The following is an 18328-nucleotide window of genomic DNA, read 5'->3' as shown; positions in this document are numbered from 1 at the left end:
GACCTGTCACGTCGGACAACTCGGCAAGCTCAGCCGCGGGCCCGCGGATGGGCGGCGGCGTAGACCTCACGCAAATGGTCCACCGTCACTAACGTGTACACCTGCGTAGTGGTGACCGACGCGTGGCCGAGCAGCTCCTGCACCACCCGGACGTCCGCGCCGCCGTCCAACAGATGTGTGGCGAAAGAATGCCGCAACGTGTGCGGTGATACCGTCGCTCCCAACCCGGCCCGTTCGGCCGCCGTGCGCAGGACCGTCCACGCGCTCTGCCGCGATAGACGGCCGCCGCGGGCGTTGAGGAACAACGCCGGCGTCCCGGCGCCAGCCGCCACCAGGGCCGGCCGGCCACGCACCGTATACGCCTGGACCGCGGCACAGGCGTACGTGCCGATCGGGACGATGCGGGTCTTGCCGCCCTTGCCGCGCAGCACTACCGTCCCGGACTCGAGATCGATGTCGTCACGGTCGAGACCGACCGCTTCGGAGATCCGTGCCCCACACCCGTACAGCAACTCCAGCAGCGCACGATCACGCAGTACCCGCGGCCCGTCACCCACGGAAGCGGCCGACAGTAGCCGCTCCACCTGATCCACCGGGATCGCCTTCGGTAATCGCCGCGGCGGAGTGGGTGGTCGGACCGCGCCGGCCGGATCGACGTCGGTGATGCCCTCGCGGCACAAGAACCGGTGGAGTCCACGGACCGCCACGACCGTGCGCGCCGCGGAGCTGGGGCTAAGCGCGGGGAACTCGTCGTCGCCTTCACGGAGGCTGCGCAGGAACGCCGTCACGTCCGACTCGACGATGTCGGTGGGCTCCACCCGTCCCCGCTGGACCAAGAATCCCATGTATCGACGCAGGTCTCGCCGGTAAGACGCCAACGTGTTGGCCGCCAGCCCACGTTCCACGGCGAGGTGGTCCAGGTAGGCCCGTGCCGTTTTCTCCAGCCCTGTGTCTCCGCTCAGCTCAGCACCTCGTCCAGGTCGACCGCGCTCAACTCGTGGGTGTCGGCGACGGGGGCATACACCACCTGCCCGTCGTACGTGTTCAGGCCTTTGGCCAACGCCGCGTCGGCTCGCATGGCGTCCCGCCAGCCCCGGCTGGCCAGCTCGATGACATACGGCAGGGTGACGTTGGTCAGTGCGTACGTCGACGTGTGCGGGACAGCGCCGGGCATGTTGGTGACGCAGTAGAAGATCGACTCGTGGACCTTGAAGGTCGGGTTGTCGTGGGTGGTGGGCCGCGAACTCTCGAAGCAGCCGCCTTGGTCGATGGCGATGTCGACGAGCACGCTACCTGGACGCATCCGGGCCACGAGATCATCCGACACCAGCGTCGGCGCCTTCGCCCCCGGCACCAGCACGGCACCGATGACCAGATCGGCGTCCCGCACGGCGCTCTCGACCTCGAACAGGTTCGACGAGATGGTCTGCACGCGCCCGCCGTACATCGCCTCGACCTCACGCAACCGGGCGACGTTCTTGTCCAGCACCCACACGTCGGCCAGCATGCCCATGGCGATCACCGCGGCGTTCATGCCGGCTACCCCGGCGCCGATGACCACCACCTTAGCCGACTGCGTACCCGGTACCCCGCCGAGCAAAACACCGCGTCCGCCCTGGCCACGCTCCAGCACGTGTGCGCCGACCTGGGTGGCCATCCGGCCAGCGACCTCGCTCATCGGCGCCAGCAGCGGAAGGTGGCCGTCGGGTGTCTGCACTGTTTCATAGGCGACGGCGGTGACACCCCGCTCCAGCAGCGCGTTGGTGCACTCCCGCGAGGCCGCCAAGTGCAGGTAGGTGAACAACACCTGGCCGCGTCGCATCCGGTGGTACTCGTCGGCCACCGGCTCTTTGACCTTGCAGATCAGCTCCGCGTCGGCCCAGACGTCGTCAGCTGAGTCGGCGATACGCGCCCCCGCCGACCGATATTCGTCGTCCCGAATGGACGACCCCAGGCCGGCCCCCGCCTGGACCACCACCTCGTGGCCGTGCCGGACCAACTCATGCACCCCGGCGGGGGTGATCGCCACGCGATACTCGTTGTTCTTGATCTCGGTGGGAATGCCGACCAGCACTTATGTCCCCTTACTGTCCCGCCCGGCGACGCTGCCGCGCGACTGTCTGGAGGCCCTCGCGCCGAAGTCTAGAACAGCATGCTGACAGGACGTGCCGGGCCGAGCGGCGGGCACAGGCAGCCGGCCGCGGATAACGGGACGAACCCCCACGTTCATGATCATCAACGATACGCCCTCCCACCCGTCTCGAACACCGTCAACCGCCCGGCCGGGTGGTGCGTCGTGGCCGCCCATCACCCAGCGTTATCCAGTGCTGACGCACAGTTCAGAGCATGTGGTGCGGCGAGGCGCCACCACCGCTTGTGGCGCATCGGTGCCGTCGAACTTCAGGAAGGCTCGACGGCCGACCAAGCCGCATCCGGCCCCCGCAACGCGTCGTAGCCGCCGTCGTGATGGGCCGACCAGGCCGCCAGCACGCCGACGCTCAACAAGGCGTTCTGCACCTTCCCCGACAGCACGGCCCGCACCAGCTCCGCGAGCGGCACCCACGACGTCGGCATGTCCGCTTCTTCGTGCTCCCCTTGATGCCGCTCGTCGTCGGGTACGTGGGTGATGCCGCGGGCCAGGTAGACCCGGACCGCCTCGTCGGTCATACCAGGCGAGCTGAAGACGTCGACGAGAACCCGCCAGTCCGCGGCCCGGATATGCCCTTCTTCGTACAGCTCACGCTGGGCGGCCAGCAACGGGGGCTCCCCCTCGACGTCCCGCAGCCCTGCGGGAAGCTCGGTGAGGCGATGCCCGACGGGGTGCCGGTACTGCGACACGACCAAAACCTGATCCTGCTTGTCCAACGCGACGATGGCGACGGCGCCCGGATGTACGACGACGTCGCGGGCGAACGTCGCACCGTCGACCGGCGAACGGACGATGTCCTGCCGCAGCGCGACCACCTTTCCCTCGAACATGGTCTTGGACGTGTCTACGGGCCATTGCTCCCGGCGGTCGGCGATCGCATCACTCACGCCCCACACTGTATGCGCCGCGGGGTCACGCACACCGCCCGGCAGCCGGCCGCACCCGCCGCCAGTGGTTGGGCCACCTGCACGTGATAGTTCTTGGAGGGTAGACGTTCGACGAGGTGCGCGCCGGCCGGAGCGGGTGGCACGAGGGCGGGGTGAGCCGGTGAGTACCGAACGGCTGGCGATCGTTTCCGACGTCCACGGCAACGCGACCGCATTCCACCAGGTCCTGGCCGATATCGACGCCCGCGGAATCGACACGATCGTCAACCTCGGAGACGTCGCCGGGAAGGGGCCGCGTGGTTCGGAGTGTGTGCGGCTCTCCCGTGAGCGCTGCGCGGTCACCGTCCTCGGCAACTGGGACGACTTCCTACCCAACGAGAACGCCGCGCCCGACGACGAGGCGGTCCGATGGTGGCGCCGTGAGCTGACCAGCAACGATCTGGAATGGCTGCGGGACCTACCGCTGGTGCACGACCTCACGCTGAGCGGACGACACATCCGGCTCTTTCACGCCTCCGCGGAGAGCGTCTACACCCGGGTGTTCTTCCGCCACACCGAGGATCAGTTCGCCGGCATGTTCGCGACGACGGAGTTCACCGGCGACGGCCCGGCCCCGTCCGTCGTCGGATACGGCGACATCCACCACGCCTACCTCGAAGTGTCCGACGGCAAGACCCTGTTCAACGTCGGCAGCGTCGGAAACCCACTGGACGAGCCGACCGCGTCATACGTGATCATGGAGGGTGTTCGCGGAGGTACGCTATCCGACCCGTTCGGGGTGCAATTCGTCCGAGTGCCGTACGACATCGAAGCCGAGGTGTCAGCGGCGACGTCGCTCGGCATGCCCGCGCTGGCTGAATATGCCGTCGAGCTGCGTACGGCGGTGTACCGAGGCCGACACGCCGAACTCGGCCTGACCCTCGACACCACCGCGCCCATTTGACGCGCCGACATACGTGTGACGCGGCGCAGCCAGCCTTCATGGGCGAACTTCGCCGGGACAACAGCCCGACTCACCACCTCCTGGCCTCAAGTTGCGCATCACCACCCCCAAACCCACCACATCCGCAACTTCAAGCCAGCAAGCACCCTGATCCACCTAGCAGTTGGCCGTCGGCGGCGCGGGCGGCCTCCACGGGCCAACCCACCGGAACAACGGCCCCGACCCACCACTTCCTGGCCTCAAATTGCGCACCACCACCCCCAAACCCACCACATCCGCAACTTCAAGCCAGCAAGCACCTGACCCGCCACACCCCCGCCCACACCCAACGGAACCCGCCTACGGCGCGAACATGCACGGCCCACGCAACCTCCACCGGCGAACCCACCCGAACAACGACCCCACTCACCACTTCCTGGCCTCAAATTGCGCACCACCACCCCCAAACCCACCACATCCGCAACTTCAAGCCAGCAAGCACCCTGATCCACCGACCAGTTGGCCGTCGGCGGCGCGGATGGTCCTTCACAGCCGACGATCGAACCCCGAGCACGTGCCCGACGGAACCCGCCTCGACTCGCCTGAGCAAGTAACAGTCGTCGCCGTTCAAGATGACGGCAGCCGATATGGGTTATCCCCGTGTCCGCGGGGAGAACTGTTAATGCCACAACTTGTTAGTGTCGTTGCCCGGATCATCCCCGCGTCCGCGGGGAGCACACCGCATAGAGGTAGAGGGAGACGCGGCCTAGGGGATCATCCCCGCGTCCGCGGGGAGCACTTCGACCGGGAACTCAACTGGCCCGCACCTGCAGGATCATCCCCGCGTCCGCGGGGAGCACCAGTAGCACCATATGTAAGCTCTGGCTTACAGGATCATCCGCGCGTCCGCGGGGAGCACGTGGAGCTGCCTGACGGATCCGCCCGGACGCTGGGATCATCCCCGCGTCCGCGGGGAGCACCCGCGAGCGGTGGCGGCAGTGCGGGGGTGTGTCGGATCATCCCCGCGTCCGCGGGGAGCACAGCCATGGGGAAATGCGGCAGCGGATATCGTTAGGATCATCCCCGCGTCCGCGGGGAGCACCCCGTTTTCGGCCGGGACGTGTGGGTGGAGGAGGGATCATCCCCGCGTCCGCGGGGAGCACCCCGTTTTCGGCCGGGACGTGTGGGTGGAGGAGGGATCATCCCCGCGTCCGCGGGGAGCACGCTCGAGTTGTTCCGCATGACCAGGGCGTGGTGGGGATCATCCCCGCGTCCGCGGGGAGCACGCCGCCATGGCGGCGTAGGTCCACTCACGGATCGGATCATCCCCGCGTCCGCGGGGAGCACCATCCGGTAATGACGATCACGCGATCGCGGACCGGATCATCCCCGCGTCCGTGGGGAGCACATGGTCATGGTGCTCTCCCTTTCGGTTGGTTGAGGATCATCCCCGCGTCCGCGGGGAGCACGGCATCGAGACCGTCCCCGGCGTGTTCGAGAAGGGATCATCCCCGCGTCCGCGGGGAGCACTCATTAGATGGAATGGCGTTGATCTTGTTAACCGGATCATCCCCGCGTCCGCGGGGAGCACCGGAGGCTTCGTCATCAGAAACTGTAATCCGAGGGATCATCCCCGCGTCCGCGGGGAGCACTCACCTGTGCCCAGCGACGGCCAGAGTCCAGATGGATCATCCCCGCGTCCGCGGGGAGCACGGGCGTTAATGCTGGCCTCCATCTCAGTGGCTAGGATCATCCCCGCGTCCGCGGGGAGCACAGCCTCGGCCTGCTCGTTGGTGATGGGCGGCGTGGATCATCCCCGCGTCCGCGGGGAGCACGCTTCCGAGCGGATCGAGCCGCTCGACATATTCGGATCATCCCCGCGTCCGCGGGGAGCACTGGCCAGGCTCCACAACCCCCTGGAGGGGACTAGGATCATCCCCGCGTCCGCGGGGAGCACGCACCACGGGCAGGGTTCCACCGGGCTATGTGCGGATCATCCCCGCGTCCGCGGGGAGCACTTATTCAAACAACCCTTCTGTATTCATGGCGACGGATCATCCCCGCGTCCGCGGGGAGCACGTTCTCAACTTCGCCGTGAAGCTGTGCCGCGAGGGATCATCCCCGCGTCCGCGGGGAGCACGGTAGGAGTCAACGCTTCTGGCGGTGTGCCGAAGGATCATCCCCGCGTCCGCGGGGAGCACTCAGTTCAAATTCCGTGTCTCACTCGCCGCCGCGGATCATCCCCGCGTCCGCGGGGAGCACTGCTTCGGCAAGCGCGTGGCGCACAATGCCCGGGGATCATCCCCGCGTCCGCGGGGAGCACCGACCCCGACCTGTTGTACGGGGATTGGGTACGGGATCATCCCCGCGTCCGCGGGGAGCACGTAGACCGTGATCCACTCCGCCATCGGGCCCTCCGGATCATCCCCGCGTCCGCGGGGAGCACGCCACGGCGGCCGACAAGAACTCGCTGCACCGCGGATCATCCCCGCGTCCGCGGGGAGCACATGAAGCCGCAAAACGGACTCGGCACAAACACAGGATCATCCCCGCGTCCGCGGGGAGCACGAGATGGCGGCGTTGGTCGACGGTGCAGTGTCGGGATCATCCCCGCGTCCGCGGGGAGCACGTCGCGACCGCCTCGCGGAACGGCAGGTCCCACGGATCATCCCCGCGTCCGCGGGGAGCACTGTCAGATAGCATGGGCTCATTGTGGTGACGTGGGATCATCCCCGCGTCCGCGGGGAGCACTGAAGAGTTGGATGTCAGTCACGGCGCGTCTCCGGATCATCCCCGCGTCCGCGGGGAGCACGACCTTGTAGAGGTTGCGCAGCACCGCGCGGTCGGATCATCCCCGCGTCCGCGGGGAGCACTGGGTGGCGCGGACGATGTTCATCGCCGTGACCGGATCATCCCCGCGTCCGCGGGGAGCACGGCTGTCCACCTGGACGTCGGGCCAGCGATCCAGGATCATCCCCGCGTCCGCGGGGAGCACGGCGTGTTCGTTTCTGGGGTCGAGCGGGAGAGGGGATCATCCCCGCGTCCGCGGGGAGCACGCCAAAACACACCCGATAAAATGCCGAAGAAAAGGATCATCCCCGCGTCCGCGGGGAGCACGAGGCCCAGAGGCTTCGCGTTGCCCCTTGGTTGGGATCATCCCCGCGTCCGCGGGGAGCACGACACCTTCGAGTCTTCGAGGATCTTCGCGAGCGGATCATCCCCGCGTCCGCGGGGAGCACGTCTTGATAGTAGTCAGCAGCTAATTCAACTAAGGATCATCCCCGCGTCCGCGGGGAGCACGCTTGTTGACCAGTGCAGTTACCTCGGTGATCCGCGAATCTTGTTCACTTCTCCAAAGACGCTAACGAGAATCGCCATCACCCACCATCGCCCCGCTTTTCCTCCTTCTTCCGGAACTTCTTTCGCGCGTTGCGTCGCCGCCACACCACGTCCTCCGACGGCGCACCCGCCCCGGTCTTCCGGATGGGAGCGGTCGGCGCAGGTACGTAGTCGGGCACGGTGCTGCGCCGCATCAGGGTGATGCCGTCGTAGTCGATTGGTTCCCAGTCGTGTCCGTGCACTTCAAAAGCTAACCGCTGTTCGCCACGGACCGAATGCACCATCAGTGCTCGTCCGCCGGACACGAATTCGACGACGCGTTCCCACATATGTTCGCGCACCCTGGCCGAGATGTACCCGACGAACACTCCTGGGCTGATCTCAAGTAGCCACCGTGTCAGATGGCCACGCAGTCCCGGCGGTACTGCGGTGAGGATGACGACCGTCATGATGCGTCTCCATATGCCACTCCTCCACGTACGGTCACGACGTACTCGTCCCACAGCGCCACGTCGTCGAAATCCTGGCCGCTGGTGATCTCGTCGGTCGACGGATCCTCGTCGGGCAAGAGCAGCGTCCGGATGTCTCGCGCGCATCGCTCCAGCAGCTTCCCGTCGTGCAGCGCGTCCCGGACAGCTCGCCGCGTCAATGGGCCGATGTCGCCTTCCTGCTCCGCCGCGACGTCGAAGGCGATCGGGATGGTGAGTTCGGCTTTGTATAGGTCGGCGACGTCGTAGACGAACGACCGCGAATGCCCGGTGTGGATGAATCCCAGTGCGGGCGAGCACCCTAGGGCCACGATCACGGCATGGACCGCGCCGTACAAAGCTGAGTTCGCCGCTGACAGCGCCTGGTTGACCGGGTCACCAGCGTCCCAGTCTTCCGGATTGTAGTTCCGTCGAGTCCACTCCAGGCCGGTGCGCTCGGCGTGGTCGCGGTATACCCGCCGTACTCGGGCTCCCTCACGACCGCGGAGCTGCTGCATCGCCATTCGCGACACGTCCTCGCCCGGGAATCGCATCGCGTACATTGCCCGCGCTACGCGCAGCCGGGCTTGACGGTTCGTTACCGCTGTCGCCTGTGCCTCCAGCATCCGCGCCGACCGGGCGAGAGATGAGCCGTGTGCGTAGTACCGCACGCCTCGCTCCCCCACCCAGACGACGGTGGATCCGCTGTCGGCCATGAGCGTGATCGCCTGATGGGTGATCGTCGTCCCTGGTCCGAGGAGCAACGCACCTACTGACGCGGCTGGGATGTGTACGGTGCCGCGTTCGTCGGTCGCGGTGATCGCGTTGCTGTCCCGGTTGACGACGGTCCGCTCCAGGTAGATGAACGACACCCGGTCGACGGCGCGGACCAGCTCACGTGGCCCAGTGGGCCGGTAGCCGATGGTGTTCACGACGACGACGGACTCGACGGGGGCCGCGCAAGAGTCAACAGCCCACAGCCGTAAGCCTTCGCCCGGCCTACTCCGTGCGTCAACGTGTGCCGCAACGCATCAGCGTCTCGCACTTCCAGCTGGCCCTGGAACGTCGCTACCGCCAGCGTCACTTGGGCGCCCTTGCGGTCGAACCGACGGACCGACCGGTCGACCACGGCCAGATCCGGCTCGTCGTCGCCCACCAGACTCGGGCGCACTTGGAAACCCCACCGGTCTGCCCGGTCGAGCAGCCATGTCTCCTGCTGCTTCACCGTGACGTGTCCCAGCGGTTTCGTGTCGGCCCAGTCCTCGCGGCGCCCTGAGTGCACCGGGTTCGCGGTCAGCCGGAACTGCCACCGCTGCCCGGGCTTGAGCGAGTCGAGGAGAGGTTCGTACGATCTGGTCTCCCACGTCTGAGTCGTCGGCCAACCGGCTTGCTCGATGATGTGAGTGAAGTCGGGTTTGTCAGGGCTTGCGACGAACAACGACACGCGGCGCTGGGCGTAGGTGTCGAGCCGCCACAGCACTCGACCCACCGACGGGTTCGGGTCGTCGGCGAAGCCGGATAACACCGCCGCATGCATGGCCTGCGGCGACGCCATGAGGCGACGCGCGCCACGACGGGCCGGGTTGATCGGCATTCTGGTCAGGAACATGTCAGCCTCCCGGCAGTACTGACATCGGATCGTGTTCGACGGGCGCACCGGTCCCGGGCGCGTCGGCCCGGTCCGAACCGTCCGCCTGGGGATTGTCGACGACGACGGTGCCCCGGACTACCGACCGCCACCCGTACTGGCGACGGTTGGGGTCGAAGCTGACCGGTTCGTCATGGATGGTCTCTGCTTCCGGCTCCCCCGGCGTCGCGTCGCGGACCGTCTCCAACGGCACCTGGGCTTCACCGCGCCGACGACGCTGGTGCTGCACGCTCGCCCGCCATGGCAGCTGCTCCAGCGCCGTCGCCGCGTCGTAGTCGAAGACACCGAGCGCGATCGGCCCGGCGGGCGGACACGAACGCCGACCCAGATACAGCGGGAACACCGGGCTACGCACAGCGGCGTCGATACCGTCGAGTAACGCCCGGTCCCCTTCGAGCACAGCTACATAGGCAGCGTCGCTCATGTAGTAGCGGTAAGACAGCGGCAGAGATCGCCATGTGGTCGAACCGTCCCGTTCCTTCCGTTGCCGCTGCGCGGTCTGGAAGTCGCGGACCAGTTGGCCCGGTTGATCGACCCGGACTCCGAACGTCAACCCGAGGAGTTCGGTGAGCGGTTCGGTACGCCGGATCCCTTTGGCCGCCGCCACAAGGCCAAGCACGCCACTCTTGGTCGGCGCCGTCTCGGTGGTTCGTCGGACGAACTTGCTGCCCGAACCCCACGATTGCAGCGGCCCGGATAGCCTGAGTGCGACGACGGCCATCACTGCGCTCCGAGACGGGAGTCGACCAGTGTGCCGAGTCCTGCCACCATGTCCGCTAGTGGGACGTTGCTGCCTAGGTCGTCAAGGCTGGCTGTGTCGTCGCCCACCCGCGTCACCCAGACCGTCAACGGCGACTCGGAGTACGCACGTTCGATCTCCTTTGCCTCGTCGCGCAACGCATCCGACGCCCGCTTGATCCGGCCGTCGATCTCCGACTCCCGAACTGGATTCTCGAACGCTCCGACCAGGTTGATCGGCTGGGTATCACGGATCATGACGACGACGGCCTCCGGCAACGTCCGGTTCGCGAACGTGTTCTGTTTGCCCGTGGGCATCGACCGGATGAACGACTCGACGAACGTCCGCACAGCCCGCGACGTCGCCGCCACGTCACCGAGGTTGTCCGCGAGCCGATTCACGTCGACGGTCGCGTACCGGTACAGCGTGGACGAGTTGAACTCGACCGTGCCGATCATGCCGGCACCGGTGTCTTCCTCCGGATTGGTGTCGTCGACGGCGGTGAAGTAGTCGAACTCCGTCTCCACCGGGTGGACGCTGATGGCGTGCGCCACCTGCGCGGACGCGTCGACGTTGAGATCGGCCTGGTCAGCTACCATCCGACCGAACAACGAGATGGCGATCGCGTGGTCGCGGTCGGCCAGCGCCTTGGCGTCGGCGTCCTTGAGCGCCTTCACGACGTCGTCCGCCTCGGCGGCTTCGACGGCGGCGGCCGCCAGGCTCTCGATTTGGCGTCGACTCAGGAAGACGAGATATCCGGATTCCTCGGTTTCGTCCTTCTTCGGCGGTTTGACGACGATGCCGATCGCCTTGAACGTCGCAACCGCCAGCTCTTTGGAACGCTCACCCAGCTCAGGCGCCTGCCTGCCGATCTCTTCGGCCAACAGGTCGACGACGCGGCGGGTGCGCACCCCCAGCTCGGACGGATCAAGTGTGTCCTGGAAGTGGACTCGAGTTGCCCGCTTCCAGGCCTGGCTAGAAACACGGGCCCGGCGCACGCCGCCGTAGACGGCGGTCTTGGGGCTGCCGGTGTCGTCCCGGTTCAGGTTGGACGGCGGGACGGTCTGCAGGATGTGAACGTCGATGATGGTGCGGCTCATGATGGATGCTCCTACTCGTCAGAGGTGTCCGTGGACGGGTGGTTGTCTGCTGCGACGTCGTCCGCCGCGACGTCGTCGGATGATGAATCGACGCGGTAAAACTCGCGGCCCCACCGCAGTCGGACAGACGTCGCCCGGCCGGGTGTGAGTAGGCCAAACACGTCATCGGCGAACTGCGCGTAGTCAAGGCTGATGTGGTTCGCCTTCAGCTGAGTCACCAATCCGCGGACGTGGACGAGGATCTCGTCGACGGTCTGCGCCGTAGCCACCGCCATGAAACGCCGCGACACCGCGTCCTCGCTGGCATCGGTCCGCCGGGCCAGCCGCCGCACCGCCTGTCCGAAGGACACATCGGCGACGTGCATCGGGCCGGGCCGGGACTGCTGGTGCACTGCGTACAGGGTCAACGTGATGTGCGCCGCCTGCTCGGCCGGGCTCGGATCGTCGCGATCCCAGCTCAAGGAGGCGGGCACGGCACCAACCGTGCGTTCCCAGATCTCCGGAACACTTCCGGCCGGCTTGCCCAGACCGCGGCGCAGCCGGGCCAGGTCCGCACGGGCTGCGGAGTTGTTCGCCAGATAGTCGTCCTGAAGTTTCTTGATCTTGCGCTCCAGCGCGAAGCCCAACGGGTCGAGGCGGCGCTTGCGCTGTTCGGGTTTGGGCGTTGTCTCGGTTGTCATGACTGTCCCTCCGCATTCACCGTGGTTACCGCGTCGGTACCGGCAGGGCTGTCCGGCGCCTGCTCACCGTTGCTGAACGCCGCGGGCAGCACCTGACGCAGTCTCGCGTTGAACCAGGCCTCCGCCACCGCGACGTTGACCAGGCGGTTGTTGATCTCCCGGCCGCGCCACGCCGCCGGGCTCGCAGCCTGGATCAACTCGGCGACGATCGGGCGGCAGTCGACTCGGACCCGCCGCTGCCATTCGGCACGCGCAGCAGCCGTATCTGTTGTGGATCGCAGCCTGAACAGCCAGTCGCGGTAGGGCTTGTCCAGGGCCGCATAGAGCGTTTCCCGGGCCTGGCCACCGGCACCGGACTTCGGCTCCGCCCCAGCTGCCTGCGCGATGTTCTCAGCGAATCGCCACAGCGCGCCGGCTGCCTGTTCAGCGTCGTCAACCGCTCCCTTGGCGGTGTTGCCGAGCGCCACATTCTGCTCATTGATGACGACGGCCGCCATCGCCAGCCGGTCGTCGACGATCTCCGCGAACGTCGCACTTTGCGGGCCGTACTCGGCGCCGATCACTCTCGTGCGCACGACGTAGTAATCAGGGAGATGGCCGTCCAAGACCAGGGAGCTGATCCACTCGAATACCCGCGGCGCCAGGAACGGCTGCTTGTCGCCACGGCCACGCCCGGAGATCGACGGCAGCATGGCCTCCAGGCCACGCCACACCGACCGGTACGGGTCGTGCATCCGCGGCATGTAGACGTCGCGGCCGTACTTCTTCGTCTGCGGCTCGCTGTAGCGCCACGCCGTGTGTGGTTCGTGGACGTGCCGGTTCTGCGGCAGAATCTTGTCGCCATTGGCGAGCAGGACACCCGTGACGCCGTGGCGGTCACCGGCCAGGCGCACCCGCCGGGTCTGCCATGTGTATAGGTCGATCGCGCCGGTGAGTGGACGGTCTTCCTCCCACCTCGGTCCGTCGACGTCGCGTTCCCATGGCGGCGCATCGTGTTCACCATTGATGCGCACGTAGTTCTCAGCATCCCGTGCGATGAGGTTGAGCAGTAGGGTCTCGTGCAGGTTTCGCCCTTCCGGCAAGACCCCGCCGATCTGGCCGCTCCACCCGGTGCCGATCGGGTACCCCTTGCCTCCCTTCACGTTCGGATCTCCAACTGCCCCCGACTTGATACCCGACGCGTCATACGCATGCGTGTGCACCAGCCAGCGGGCGGCCTCAGCCACGTCGATCCGTTCCAGACTGGCCGCCGAACGCGTCGTGAAGAATGGCGCACCGTTGGGCACGTCGGCGACAATCTTCTCCAGGCCGCTGACCTCACCTTTTGCTGTGCGCAAGCCCGGGACCTGGAAGAACGGCGCCACCGCGTCGAACAGGCCGAACCGATGCCGTACCTCATCGGCGTACCGGTTGATTCGATCCATGGGCAGCGCGTCGGCTTCCCAGAGCTCGGCCCACTGTTCGGCGTCGTCCGGTCCGTCGATCGCCCGGTGCAGGAATGCCAGCAGCAATCTCGTGATCGCGAAGCTTTGCGTCGGGACCTCTCCCCCGATGGTCACCAGGTCCGGCGCTTTCTCGAATAGTTCGAGGATGGACACCTGCTTCTCGTCGCCGTGTGGTGTAAGCACCACGATCCACGGCTCGTCAAGCAGGTTGAAATCCTCCTCACTGATGGTCAACGTTGAACACCTCCAACCCCCTCTGTGCCGTGTAGCGGACACGGCGGCCGTCCAGTTCACCCCACCCGTCCTCGTCAACGACGAGCACCGGCAGGCGGTAAATCAGTGACGACGACTCCCACGCCGGCGGAGTCGCGGCCCATAGTTCGTCTTCGGCTGCCTCTGTAGAGAACCTCAAGCCCAACCGGATCCCGCACGCCGCCATGATCAGCGCTAGCTCGTCGGACGGTGCCTCGTCGCGCGGAATGTTCAGATCGCGCTGGCCGTCGGCTAGCCACGACGGTGTATGCCAGCGCCCGTCCGGTGCCGCCTGCACGAGAATCGCTTCCAGCGTCGGCGCCCCGTCACGCACCTGCCCTTGCCCCTGGGCCTCATCGTCGGCGTCGCCCACGTTCGCGTTGACCCAGCCGACAATCGCTTTTCCGGGTTTGGCCGGGTCCCGGATCTGGAAATCGTCGGCCTTGGCGCGCCGTTCGTCGGCCTTCTTCAGCCACGCTTCCTCGGCCGCCGTCATGGCTTCCTGCCAGTCGGTCGGGCCAACGGCGTCGGCCCCGTACGCCCGCTGGACCAGCGGCGCGATATCGACCGGCAGCTCGACTGCGCCGCCGAAGTAGTCACGCAGCACGGCAGCTGCCCGGAACAGCACGTGCGGTTTGTAGATCCGCTCCGACCCCGATTCAAGACCGGGCGGATTCTGGGTGAAATCCGCCCCGCCGACGTACGCACGGGCGGTTCTGACGTTGGACGGGCGCTCTGCCTGACTTGGGCCACGCTGATGCCGGTGCAGCCTGCCGATCCGCTGCAACACGAGGTCGACAGGCGCCAGGTCGGTGACGAGGACGTCGAAGTCGACATCGAGCGACTGCTCAACCACCTGCGACGCGACGACGACGTGCCGCTGCGGGCGGCGCGTCGCACGCTCCGGCGGGCCGAAACTGTTCAAGAGTTCCTGATCTTTGCGCAGCCGGTCCGCGGTAATGAACTGCGAGTGCGCGACCGTTACCTCGCCGGGAAACTCCTGCTCGAGCCGCTGCGCGGTCTCGGTGACCCGTCGTACCGTGTTACGCACTACCAACGCCGTCCCACCGTCGGAGAGAGCATCGCGTAGCACGCTGACTAACGCGTCGGTGTCGTCGCCGTTCTCGTCCACATCAAGTGCGTCAAGGTGGACCGTCGTCGCACGTCCTGACGGTTCAGTCACCCGGGTACGGACGCGACCGCCGTCAGTCCAGGTCAGAACCGGGTACCCGATGTCTCCATCGAGGTCGGCTGCTGTGTCAGCTCTTGTTACGCCGTCGTCGTGCCCGTCGCCGGCGGTTGGTGTCGTTGCCCACCCGCGCTGGTAGGCCGCCACGAGCTCCCGGCGACGATCAGCCGGTAGCGTCGCGGACAACGCGATCACCGGCACCCCGTAAGCGCCTAACCAGGTCAGCACCCTGGTCAGATAGGAGTTCATGAACGCGTCGTAGGCATGTACCTCGTCTATCACCACGACCTTGCTGGCCAGGCCAAGGTGGCGCAGCATGAGATGGCGGGACTTCAGGCCCGCGAAGAGCAACTGGTCGATGGTGCTGATCATGAAGTTGGCCAGCGACGCCTTCTTCCGGCCGCTGATCCAGGAGTGCGCCAGTACAGCGTGCTGGTGGCCATCGTCGTGCTCCGGATCTACGCCGGTCGGTCGGCCGTCGGGCATCATGCCCTGATAGAGCCGGTTGTGCTGCTTCTTGCCGTGCATGAGTGTGATCGAGCCGCCGACCTGCTGGCCGTCGTCGCCTATCGCGTCCAGCCAGCGGACGACACGCGTGAACATCGCGTCGCTCGTCGCCTGCGTCGGCAGGGCGACACACAACCCCCCGATGCCCCACCGGCTGGCGAGGATCTCGGCGGCGGCAAGGGCGGCTTCAGTCTTTCCCTCCCCCATGGGCGCCTCGACGATCATGAGCCCGGGCGTGGAGGTGTTGGCCGCAACGTCTACGGCCACACTCTGGACCGGCCGCGGTGCCGCGCCGTCAGGGAACTGGAATCGGGCGCTGAAGTACGACGCGACGTCTGCACCATCCGCCCGCGCCCGCCATGGTGATGGCAGTCGCAGCATCTTCCACGCACGCCGCACCCGCGAACCATCATCAGCGACCTCAGGTAGTTCGGCAGCATGGAACGGGAAAAGCCAGTCGTTGCTTGCGATCCAGTCCGCGACGATCACCACGGCCGTCAGCAAGACCTGAACCGGTTGGGACAGTTTGATGCTGGACCAGGAGCCGAAGAAGGGCCTAGCACCCGTGCGCTCGGCCTGGCGTTCCAGCAGTTCATTCCGGACGTCGTCCCAGCGCGCCGAGCTGTAGAGATCGGGGTATCCGTCCGGGGTGACCTCCCTCAGGATCATCGCATCCGGCGGCACCCCATGGTGACCGCCGATCACCACCGCCCACGCGTTCACCGCTTTGGGGTCCCACCCCTGCGAAAGCAGCCAGCGCTGGAATATGTGGTGGCCAGTGATGGTGTGATGCGCCTTCTGGCGGTCCGGAAGGTCGTTCTTGTGAGGCGGCGTGTAGAGCCCGAGATTACTCATGCGCTGGCCCAGCTCCGTGTTCTGCACGGCGAACGCCGGGGTAGCTTTGCCGATGTCATGCAGCCCGGCCAGTAACTGGACTGCCGTATGGGCTGACCGGACGTCACCACCGAACTCGGCCGCGATCAGGCGGACGACGTTCGGCGAAAGCCACTGGTCGAACAACATGTCGGCGACGTCCGCCGAATCGTCCATGTGCTGCCACAACGGCAGCCATGCTCGCTCGTCGTTCGGCGACTTCGCCCACGCCGACCGTGCTGCGTCACTCAACTGACCGGCCACGTTGCCCCTCCTCGCGCTCCAGCCGCCGTTCTGGCGGCCCACACGGGTCGCGCGTTCGGTCCCACCCGAAACGACCCGGTGCTAAAGCTAGCTCCCACCCCGGACACAACCCGCTGTTCGTCGCGATCCGGGTCGTGATGGCGCCCTACCCTGGCCCATGATCACGTTGTCAGGGAAGGGACGCTGGTCTCTTGCGTGCTTCGTGGCACTCATGCCAAGCTCATTTCGTTCAAGTCAAGTAGAGTGTTTTGAGTGAACTTACGTGCAACTCTCTTGAGAGATGCTACCATCGCGAGCGTTAAAGATCGGCGCGCTCCCCGCATGTCAGGCGGGGATGACCCGAGAGTCGCACGCACGTCGACTCAGAGGTTTCTCGTGATCCCCGCGCAGGCGGGGCGACAGCAAAGGGGTGGGGCAGGATGCTGCCCCACCCCTAAACAAGCACAAGACGGAGAACGAACAGAGGGGCCGGCGTGGCGAGGCAAGGTGGACCGCAGCACGCATTCGTCGATGAGTCGTTCGCCGACGCTTACATCCTGGCTGTCGTCCTCGTGCCAGCGAACGAGGTCAATCCCGCGCGCTCGGCACTTCGGGGCATACTCAGGCCGCGTCAACGCCGGATCCACTTCAACGACGAGCGAAGCGAACGGAAACTTCAGGTGCTGGCAAGTATGTCCACGCTCGACCTTGCCGCTAGCGTGTACGTCACCAAGAATCGCCGAGAAGCGCGGGAAACATGTCTGACTCAGATGGTCCCAGACCTGGTCGCGACGGGAGCAAGGAGGGTCGTTATCGAGCGTGACGATTCGCTGGTCCAGTTCGATCGACGCACTCTGGCAAGTCTGATCCGCCCACACACGCAACAGTTGGAGTACGTGCATCTCAAAGCTCATGAAGACCTGTTGCTAGGGGTACCTGACGCGGTCGCCTGGTGTTGGGCAAAGGGCGGACGTTGGCGCGATCAGGTGAGCGCATACACGCGCGAGACGGCCCTCTAGATGCGCGAAACCCCGCTCACCAGTCGTCCGGCTGGCTGCGGGGTCCACTTCCACGGGCTATTGCCCTTGGCATCATTGAGTTTAACACTTCGGCCGGACCAGCAACCACTACCCGGGTTCAAATCTGAAGCGCAACACGTAGCCCGTTAGATGCGCGGAAGCGCAGCCACCGGTCTTTACGGTGTGGATGTCTAGTTCACGCCGAGAAGAAGGAGCTGCGCTTCCTTGTCCAAACAGTACAAGCATGTGTCGTTGGCGGAGCGGGTAGAGATTGAGAAGTTGCTCGATCTGGGCCGGAGCCAGGCTGAGATCGCGCGTCGGCTGGGGCGGTCTCGGTCAACGATCAGCCGGGAGGTCAAGCGGCGGTCATGGCGTCCCTCGAACACCTCAGCGGCCTATACGCCCTACCGGCAGGCATCGCTGCGCGCTGGTGAGCAGACCAAGCGTCAGTACCGGGCCACGATCGCCCAAGGTCATGCTGACCGGGCTGCGCGGCGGTCCCATCAGGCTCGACGGATGCGCCATGACCGGCTCGTCGACTACGTCCACGACCACCTGCGTCGAGGCTGGACGCCCGAGGAGATCGCCGGGCGACTACCACTGGCGTTTCCCGATGATCCGGTCATGAGGGTCAGCCACGAAACCCTCTATGCGTGGATCTACTCACCAGTCCAACGTGGGCTGGCCCTGTGGCAATACCTGGCACGTGGACAGCGCAAACGTCGCAAGCGAGGACCCGCCCGCAAGGTCCGCCGAGCACCCCAGATCCGCTACCGGATCCCGATCCACCAGCGCCCCGCGGTGATCGAGGACCGAGCCGAGTTCGGTCATTGGGAGGCCGACAGCGTGCTTGGCGCCAGCGGCACCGG

Annotated in this window: 13 protein-coding genes and 1 CRISPR repeat array; of the genes, 2 read left to right on the top strand and 11 right to left on the bottom strand. The window is 66.3% G+C overall.

Going from position 1 to position 18328, the window contains the following annotated elements; genetic code table 11:
- Positions 1-29: 29 nt before the first annotated feature.
- From xerD to G8760_RS19400, 3 genes are all read right to left on the bottom strand, one after another.
- Positions 30-962, bottom strand: coding sequence for a site-specific tyrosine recombinase XerD (gene xerD, locus G8760_RS19410; RefSeq protein ID WP_166354607.1), 933 nt, complete (start codon positions 960-962; stop codon positions 30-32).
- Positions 959-2074 carry an alanine dehydrogenase gene (gene ald / locus G8760_RS19405; protein WP_166354237.1) on the bottom strand — a complete coding sequence of 372 codons (1116 nt, stop codon included), beginning with the start codon at positions 2072-2074 and terminating at the stop codon, positions 959-961. The genes xerD and ald overlap by 4 nt, the downstream gene beginning before the upstream one ends.
- 326 nt (positions 2075-2400) lie before the next feature.
- Entirely contained in the window at positions 2401-3036 is a 636-nt protein-coding gene (locus G8760_RS19400; protein ID WP_207782523.1) for an NUDIX domain-containing protein, read from the bottom strand.
- Positions 3037-3196: 160 nt separating this feature from the next.
- Between G8760_RS19400 and G8760_RS19395 the strand changes: the two genes are divergently transcribed.
- Positions 3197-3979: a metallophosphoesterase family protein gene (locus G8760_RS19395; RefSeq protein WP_207782522.1), complete on the top strand. Its 783-nt coding sequence runs from the start codon at positions 3197-3199 to the stop codon at positions 3977-3979.
- Positions 3980-4607: 628 nt separating this feature from the next.
- Positions 4608-7258: a CRISPR direct-repeat array (repeat unit 28 nt; unit sequence GGATCATCCCCGCGTCCGCGGGGAGCAC).
- Between the two features lie 77 nt (positions 7259-7335).
- Here G8760_RS19395 and cas2e read toward each other — a convergent pair.
- The 8 genes from cas2e to cas3 are packed head-to-tail and all read right to left on the bottom strand — an operon-like array spanning position 7336 to position 16461.
- Complete coding sequence (gene cas2e / locus G8760_RS19390; protein ID WP_166354233.1) at positions 7336-7746, bottom strand: type I-E CRISPR-associated endoribonuclease Cas2e; 411 nt, start codon at positions 7744-7746, stop codon at positions 7336-7338.
- Positions 7743-8696, bottom strand: a complete 954-nt coding sequence (gene cas1e / locus G8760_RS19385; RefSeq protein WP_166354231.1) for a type I-E CRISPR-associated endonuclease Cas1e — start codon at positions 8694-8696, stop codon at positions 7743-7745. The genes cas2e and cas1e overlap by 4 nt, the downstream gene beginning before the upstream one ends.
- Complete coding sequence (cas6e, locus tag G8760_RS19380) at positions 8693-9373, bottom strand: type I-E CRISPR-associated protein Cas6/Cse3/CasE (protein ID WP_166354229.1); 681 nt, start codon at positions 9371-9373, stop codon at positions 8693-8695. The genes cas1e and cas6e overlap by 4 nt, the downstream gene beginning before the upstream one ends.
- Position 9374: 1 nt before the next feature.
- A complete protein-coding gene (gene cas5e, locus G8760_RS19375) occupies positions 9375-10133 on the bottom strand; it encodes a type I-E CRISPR-associated protein Cas5/CasD (RefSeq protein ID WP_166354227.1) in 759 nt (252 codons plus the stop codon).
- The gene (gene cas7e / locus G8760_RS19370) at positions 10133-11251 is read right to left on the bottom strand and encodes a type I-E CRISPR-associated protein Cas7/Cse4/CasC (protein ID WP_166354225.1); all 1119 of its coding nucleotides are present in this window, start codon (positions 11249-11251) and stop codon (positions 10133-10135) included. Before cas7e ends, cas5e begins: the two co-directional genes overlap by 1 nt.
- An 11-nt stretch (positions 11252-11262) precedes the next feature.
- On the bottom strand, positions 11263-11931 hold the full coding sequence (gene casB, locus G8760_RS19365) for a type I-E CRISPR-associated protein Cse2/CasB (protein WP_166354223.1): 669 nt from the start codon (positions 11929-11931) through the stop codon (positions 11263-11265).
- Positions 11928-13610, bottom strand: a complete 1683-nt coding sequence (casA, locus tag G8760_RS19360) for a type I-E CRISPR-associated protein Cse1/CasA (RefSeq protein ID WP_207782521.1) — start codon at positions 13608-13610, stop codon at positions 11928-11930. The genes casB and casA overlap by 4 nt, the downstream gene beginning before the upstream one ends.
- Positions 13597-16461, bottom strand: coding sequence for a CRISPR-associated helicase Cas3' (gene cas3 / locus G8760_RS19355; RefSeq protein WP_207782520.1), 2865 nt, complete (start codon positions 16459-16461; stop codon positions 13597-13599). Before cas3 ends, casA begins: the two co-directional genes overlap by 14 nt.
- Positions 16462-17684: 1223 nt before the next feature.
- Here cas3 and G8760_RS19350 point away from each other — a divergent pair.
- A partial coding sequence (locus G8760_RS19350; RefSeq protein ID WP_166354221.1) for an IS30 family transposase occupies positions 17685-18328 on the top strand: 644 nt, incomplete at its 3' end.

This window comes from Phytoactinopolyspora limicola (assembly GCF_011320225.1).
In the GTDB taxonomy this organism is placed as follows: Bacteria; Actinomycetota; Actinomycetes; order Jiangellales; family Jiangellaceae; genus Phytoactinopolyspora; species Phytoactinopolyspora limicola.
The sequence above is the reverse complement of the archived record's forward strand: the minus strand, read 5'-3'. Positions and strand labels throughout refer to the sequence as shown.

What these genes read in the sequence shown, in the direction of transcription:
- cas2e (WP_166354233.1), bottom strand. Translation starts at nt 7,746, where the DNA reads ATGACGGTCGTCATCCTCACCGCAGTACCGCCGGGACTGCGTGGCCAT.
- cas6e (WP_166354229.1), bottom strand. Translation starts at nt 9,373, where the DNA reads ATGTTCCTGACCAGAATGCCGATCAACCCGGCCCGTCGTGGCGCGCGT.
- cas5e (WP_166354227.1), bottom strand. Translation starts at nt 10,133, where the DNA reads ATGGCCGTCGTCGCACTCAGGCTATCCGGGCCGCTGCAATCGTGGGGT.
- cas7e (WP_166354225.1), bottom strand. Translation starts at nt 11,251, where the DNA reads ATGAGCCGCACCATCATCGACGTTCACATCCTGCAGACCGTCCCGCCG.
- casB (WP_166354223.1), bottom strand. Translation starts at nt 11,931, where the DNA reads ATGACAACCGAGACAACGCCCAAACCCGAACAGCGCAAGCGCCGCCTC.